This is a genomic window from Hallella sp. (assembly GCF_037460745.1).
Lineage (GTDB): Bacteria > Bacteroidota > Bacteroidia > Bacteroidales > Bacteroidaceae > Prevotella > Prevotella faecis.
Map to the genome: position 1 here is coordinate 1 of NZ_JAXVAE010000027.1, position 6,990 is coordinate 6,990.

Annotated in this window: 4 protein-coding genes; all 4 read left to right on the forward strand. The window is 56.0% G+C overall.

Annotated elements, in window-relative coordinates:
• Positions 1 to 380: 380 nt before the first annotated feature.
• The 4 genes from WKK33_RS00525 to WKK33_RS00540 all read left to right on the forward strand — a co-directional run bounded on the left by WKK33_RS00525 (position 381) and on the right by WKK33_RS00540 (position 6,370).
• Positions 381 to 1,673, forward strand: coding sequence for a M48 family metallopeptidase (locus WKK33_RS00525; RefSeq protein WP_337932011.1), 1,293 nt, complete (start codon positions 381 to 383; stop codon positions 1,671 to 1,673).
• Between the two features lie 6 nt (positions 1,674 to 1,679).
• On the forward strand, positions 1,680 to 2,228 hold the full coding sequence (locus WKK33_RS00530; RefSeq protein ID WP_337932013.1) for a GNAT family N-acetyltransferase: 549 nt from the start codon (positions 1,680 to 1,682) through the stop codon (positions 2,226 to 2,228).
• A 248-nt stretch (positions 2,229 to 2,476) separates the two neighbouring features.
• Positions 2,477 to 3,043, forward strand: a complete 567-nt coding sequence (locus WKK33_RS00535) for a hypothetical protein (protein ID WP_337932016.1) — start codon at positions 2,477 to 2,479, stop codon at positions 3,041 to 3,043.
• A gap of 621 nt (positions 3,044 to 3,664) precedes the next feature.
• Positions 3,665 to 6,370 (forward strand): beta-N-acetylhexosaminidase, encoded by a 2,706-nt coding sequence (locus tag WKK33_RS00540; protein ID WP_337932017.1) that lies wholly within the window; start codon positions 3,665 to 3,667, stop codon positions 6,368 to 6,370.
• Positions 6,371 to 6,990: the final 620 nt, after the last annotated feature.

A 6,990-nucleotide genomic window follows, 5' to 3' on the forward strand; every position in this document is an offset into this window, starting at 1 on the left:
GGGCTATGTGCTTGTTGGGCCTTCAGCCCACCCTGCCTAAATCCGAAACTTTAGTTATATGAGGTATGCCCCATAAGCTTTCGAGACTCTTTTCGGGGCCATGGGAGCAAAGCGGGCCATGAGACCGAACAACAGGGCGCTATGGGCCGAAAAGAGGGGGCACGGCCCCCAACAGCGCTGGGCGGTTATGAAGGGGGAATGTTTTTTCGAGGGGAAATGATGGGCGACTCGATTATTCTTTGTATATTTGCGAAAATCATTCTACCCAACCCACAACGGGCTGCGAACCAAGGCGTTGCTCAGGTGGGATGATTAATGAAACTTAAACCCACACAAGCTAAGGAGACGCTTGTTTTCACATTAACCAATACCGTAGGTCTATGGGATTATTCAATATTATTGGCTCGAAGACGGTGAAGACCCACGAGCAGCCGCAGAAGGCCGAGGAGCCTGTGGTGACCAAGGAGTATAAGTTCGACCCGACAATCGAACTGGAACGGCAGTTGGGCGAGCAGATCTACAACGCCCTGCAGGGCAGCATCGTGGAAGAGGTGCTGCGGCAGATACGCACCTCGAGCAGCGACGCGTATTGGCGGAGCAACATGGAGGGCCACAGCCTCAAGGTGGAGAAGGAGTTGCTCAGCGACTTCTACGACCTCTGCCATGAGGTGAAAGACAAGTTGGGCTACACGGGCAAGGTGGATTTCTACATCACCGGCGACTCGTCGGTCAACGCCTTCTCGGTGGCCTCGGAGGACGAGAACGAGCCCAACATCGTCAACATCAACTCGGGACTCTTCGACCTCATGACACGCGACGAACTGAAGTTTGTCATTGGCCACGAGCTGGGCCACCTCATCAACAAGGACACCCAGCTCACGCGCCTCATCCATTTTGTGTTCCCACCCGAGACGGCGGCGCCCGTAACGCTCCAGTACAAGATTCGCCTGCACGAGCAACTGGCCGAGCTGGTGGCCGACCGATATGGCTACATCGCCACCGAGGACCTCGGCGTGTGTGTGACGGCCTTCTTCAAGATGGCGTCGGGGCTCGACCTGGCCAAGATGAACGTGAGCATCGACGCCCTCATCGCCGACAACAACAAGCGACTATCCTATTTCCTCAACGACAAGGGCATGAGCCGCGCCTCCCACCCCGTCAACCCCATCCGCGTGCAGGCGCTGAACCTCTTCGCCACCGCCAAGTCGCAGGCTGAGCTGAAGAAGGGCATGGAAGAGCTCATCTCCATCCTCCTCAAGGTGGGCGACAGCGAGCAAGACGAGCACACGGCGCGTTTCATTGCCAGCGCCGGCATCATCGTGGCCTATGGCGACGACGGCATCAAGAAGGAGGAGATGGACCGCATCGTGGCGGAACTGGCGTCGCTGAAGATATTCCCGCGCAAGTTTCTCGACGAGATCATCAGCGGCGACGTGGTGAAGACGTTCAACGAGTCGGTGGAGAACCTCCTGAAGATCAACCCCGGCATGCGCGAGGGCATGCTGCGCTACATGATCGACATTGTGATGACCGACCAGGTGATCTCGAAGGAGGAAATCGAACTGCTCTACAACTTCGGCGAGAGCGTGGGGCTCAGCAAGATCGAGGTGGCCAACGCCATCGCCGAGGCCATACAGCAAAACTACATACCCAGTTTGGATTCAATCGTATAAAAGAGTATGAACTTAGAAATTCGTGACGCGAGAATTGACGACGTAGAGATTGTGGCGTGGACCGTGCTGACGGCGCTCGACATGGAAATCCACGACCTCGACAAGTTTATAAAGTCGTGCTCGGCCAACGACACCCTCTATTCGTGGAGAAACGCTGTAGTGGCAACGGTCGACAAACAAGCCGTGGGATGCCTCATCGGCTACGAGGGCAGTCGCTATCGGGAGCTGCGCGAACGGACGTGGCCACAGCTGTGGGACGACATGGACCCTGAGTATCTCATGAGTGTAGAGGACGAAACGGCCCCCGGCGAGTTTTACCTCGACTCCATGGCCATCCAGCCCGGCCACCGGGGCCTGAGCATCGGCAAGAAGCTCATGACCTATGCCATCGAGAAGGGCAAGGCGCTGGGCTGCAAGAACGCCACGCTCCTGGTAGACACCCACAAGCCACGCCTTGAGGCCTACTACCGCTCCCTTGGCTTCGAGGTGTTTGCCCAAATGGAATATTTCGGCCACATCTACAACAGGATGCGACTTCCGAATACGGAATGTTGAATGGAGCTCTCGAAGGGGGCGTTGAAGTCATAAGGAAGATGCGCCCCCTCTGCTGCTCACTTATCTCACGGCTTCGCACTCAGGGCGTCCGAAATGGCAATTTGCCAATTTTCTGCAAGATAGGAGGAGAGCACACATGAGGCCGTGGAAAACAGGACAAAAGCGAATGGTTAACTTTTTTAACCCACGTTGGTGTAACTATTGGAAATCACGGTCGTCATCAAAAATGAATTAAAGCACTTATGGTTATGAAGAAAACTTTATTAAAGACTCTCGCGTTTTTTACATTGCCATTACTAATAGCATGTTCTGATAGTGCAGTTATAAAGAAGGTTAGCCTTTCCCTCTTATTGTTATTGTCTTTGCTCGTGGTTGCATGCACTCGTGATGTGGTTTCCCCGATTGATGATGAGAACAGCAAGGAGACAGCGCTTTTCCGGGAGCAGTGTTGGAGTCTTGTTTGCGGCCGCTGGAGTCAGGAGGACTCTGCTGCGTTAGCGCATATAAAACAGCAATATTACTTCACACCTGACGGGAGCTTTGACGGACACATGCTGATCATGAAAAGGAATTCAGTGTCGGTAGACGGCAAGAAGGTGGTGACTGATTGGGAAAACGTAGTAGACAACGACGTTTATGGAAGGTGGAAGTTACTATATGACTCAAAGCTAAAGAAGCGAGTCATACACATGGACTACGCCAGTTACATGATATTCCAAAGCTATTTGTATTTTGAAAGTGTGAACGACAGCGTTCTTGAAGTGTCTTCCCCCCTGTCAGTTGACAGGATCATCAAGATGCGTCGCAACAACTAATACTACTCTTATTTGAGAGGGAAATGGCAAGCTCAATCATGGGTATTGCGATTTTCCCCTTTTTATTTTCTCCCGTCCCCCCCCAGCGAGACTTTCAAGTAGGAGAAGAAATGTCAAGTTGCTGATTTCGGTAAGATAGGAGGAAAGCACACATGAGGCCATGGGCAGCAGCCTACAGCGCTCCCCTGAAGGGCGCAGGCTGGCGGGGCCCTGGCAGGCGCATGCCTGTTTTTCGGCCTATTTCGGCAAATAGTGGGGGCAAAGCGGACTTCATGACGGAAATTATCCGTACCTTTGCAAACGGTTAGCGCCTCGCCCTGCCCTGGCAAGACGGGCCCGCGGGTTGCCTCCCATGAGCGCGGCTGCGTGCCGAGCCGTTTGGCGCTTGCCCCAATGCCAATACTAACACGCGGGCCACGGCTTGCGGAATATTGAAACTTGCATTATCTCTGCCATGGCGAGAAATCGTGCCTTGAAATGGAACGATTTCGTTAAGCCAGATGAGCAGAGCCGAGCTTGCTCGGACTATGCCATGGCGAGAAATCGTGCCTTGAAAAGGAACCTAATAATTAATGTTTAATATTTGCTCTGCCGACCGGCAGGGCGGTTAAAGAATCTTTTATGAAAAAACTGTGTTTTGCACTGGTGATGTTGTTGTCGTGCGTATGCTCATACGCCCAGACGATAACAACCTACAGTCTCAGCGAAGCCCCCATCACGAAGGAAGAGCTGCTCAAGGGCAACCTGAAGGTGGCGCTGCGCGTTTGGACCACGTCGAAAGACCTCTATCTGAGCAACGCCAACAACAGCAACGCCTTCGACGCCAATGGCTCTACGGTGTTTGCCGTGGAGGCCGTGAAGGGTGGCGTCAAGCTCAAGAACGTGAAGAGCAATGAGTATTTTGGTGGCGAGGGCGCCGCGCTGGCGCGTACGGCCGATGCCGCCAAGGCCAAGGTGTTCTCACCGGTGAAGATCGGCTCGAAGGTGGCCAACACCCACGCCGACGCCGACGAGACGCGCTCTTTCTGGATCACCTGCCAGGCCGGCGGCACCAAGTATCTCAACACCAACACCAGCAATAACGCTACCGTGCAGTATGCGGGCGGCAATGGCAACTGGTCGACCTTCTATATCTATAAGGTCAGCGAAGAGCAGATAGCCGTGCCCTACCCCACCTGCATCATCCCGGCGCCCCGAGGCGCTGAGCTCAATGGCGAGGGCCGCCTGGCGCTCTCGGCCATGGACCACATCAGCTTCACCACCGACCCCGCACTGGCCGAGGAGGCTTACGTGCTCAACATCACCGCCGACGGCATCAGCGTAGCCTCATCGAGCGAGAAGGGCAAGTTCTACGCCCTCCAATCGCTCGCCCAACTGACTGAGGGCAACGCCGAGGGCCTTCCCCTGGTGCGCATTGCCGACAAGCCTCGCTTCGGATACCGCGGCTTCATGCTCGACGTGAGCCGCCATTTCTTCTCTGTGGCTGAGGTGAAGAAGATGATCGACATCATGGCGCGCTACAAGATGAACGTGTTCCACTGGCACCTCACCGACGACCAGGGATGGCGCGCCGAGATCAAGCGCTACCCCAAGCTCACCACCGTGGGCGCCACACGCAGCGACAACTACGACACGCCCATCACCAAGATCGAGGAGAACGGACAGGTCTACTGGACGGGCAACGGCGCCAAGACGGGCAAGCCCTACGGTCCTTACTTCTACACCCAGGACGAGATGCGCGAGGTGGTGGCCTACGCCAAGGAGCGCCACATCGAGGTGCTGCCCGAGGTCGACATGCCCGGCCACTTTGTTGCCGCCATGGCCGCCTACCCCGAGTATAGCTGCAACCCCAGCCGCGCACCGCAGGTGTGGACGGGCGGTGGCATCAGCTCCGATGTGCTCAATGTGGCCAACCCACAGGCGGTGGAGTTTGCCAAGAATATCCTCGACGAGCTTTGCGACATCTTCCCTTATCCCTATATCCACGTGGGTGGCGACGAGTGCCCCACCACGCAGTGGGAGCACAACGACCTCTGCCAGCAGAAGTATAAGGAGCTCGGACTGACGAGCTATCGCCAGTTGCAGGCCCACTTCATCAAGGACCTGGCCGACTTTGTGGCCACGAAGAACAAGCACCTGGTGTGCTGGAACGAGGCCATCACCGCTGGCGGCGCCGACCTCGACCTCATGAAGCAGACGCAATCTACCATCATGAGCTGGAACCCCTGCCAGGAGGGTGTGGCAAAGGCCGTGAAGAAGCTCGGCCTGCCGGCCATCGTCACCGAGTATCACAAGGGCGACGGCGGCTACTACATCTGCCGCAAGCAGAGCAACGACTACGGTGAGCCTTCGGGCGCCGGCTACGGCAACGACGGCGTGGAAGGCTGCTACAACTATGTGCCTGTGCAGGGCATGTACACCCAGGAGCAGATGGAGCTCGTCAAGGGTGTGCAGGGCACGTTCTGGACCGAGCACGTGGGCACCAACGAATACTTGGAGTACCTGGCCCTGCCGCGCCTCATCTGTGTGGCCGAGGCTGGATGGACACCGCAGGTGTTCAAAAACTGGGACAACTTCCGCACGCGCCTGGCCAACCAAACCCAATGGCTCGACGACCACGGCTATGTATACGCACGCCACTGGATGCCTGGCTATGTGCCCCGCACGCAGCCCAAGCCCGAGAACGAGAAGGTGGCAGCCACACCCGAGCTCAGCAGCCTGAAGAGCCCCAAGTGGTACCGCATCAAGTTTACCGCCGGCGGCACCTATCTGCAGATGAACGGCTCGAACCTGTCGACCAACGCCCTGTTCCAAAACGACAAGTCGCAGTATTACGCCATCATCCCCACCTCAACCAAGAAGCCCAGCCTCAGCAGCGTGAAGCTCTACAGCGCCAACGGCTACTGGGTAACCACCAAGGAGGGCACGGCCACCAACGGCCAGAGCGGCACCTTCGTATGCGGCACCGAGAGCGAGGCCAAGGCCCTCTACCTCAACCTGCAGAAGCACACGGCCGACACGCAGAAATGGGTCATCACCAAGATCGCCGACAAGACCACGGGCTTCAACACCTGGGGTGGCGACAACCCCGGCGCCAACATCGGCTTCTGGAACGTGAACAGCAATAGCGACAAGGTGGAGTTTACCACCGACGACTACAACGCGGGGGTCGACACCGCCATTGGCGTCATCAAGGCCGACGACGCGCACAATAACCTCACCGCCGCCGTCTACAATGCCCAGGGCATGCGCCTCAATGGCATGCAGCAGGGCCTCAACGTGGTGCTCTTTGCCGACGGCACAGCCCAGAAGGTGTTTATGAAGTAAGCAACCGCAAGTTTTTGCGCCCCATAGGGAAACTGAAGCCCCGATAACCACACGGCTATCGCTGCCCGAATTTCCCTACGGGGCGCAAATTGTTTTATGGCGCATACGTCTTTTGCCAAGCAGTAAGAATGACCCTTCCACACGCCACATTCAACATTCTCAACATCCCTCCCCCAAATCTACGCGGTTTTTCCCATCGCACCTCTGTTGGCGTCCAAATACGCCCTTCTCACGCATTTTTGTAACCATCTAACATTCAGCCACTTACCATTCGAAGGGCCTATTTCGCACGCCACACGCCTCATTCCACACCACCAAAAGCCATCTTTCGCACCTCGATCCCTGCCCTTTCGAGGCTCCTTCTCTTAGCTCTCGAGGCTCGAAAGCTAAGCTATCGCAACACGAAACATACCCAACGCCACAGTAGGCGCTCCCCATCGGTCATCCCAAACGCCCAAAACCGCCTTCCCCGCCCTCTATTTCGGCCAAAAATCCGACACAAGTTTTTTACCAAATTTTCTTACTCTCGGATGGGATTTGGAGTGACAAAGGATTCACGTAAGTGTTTACGCTCAGACGCGGTAACAACGAATTGAACGAATTAACTCTAAGTTTGCAGA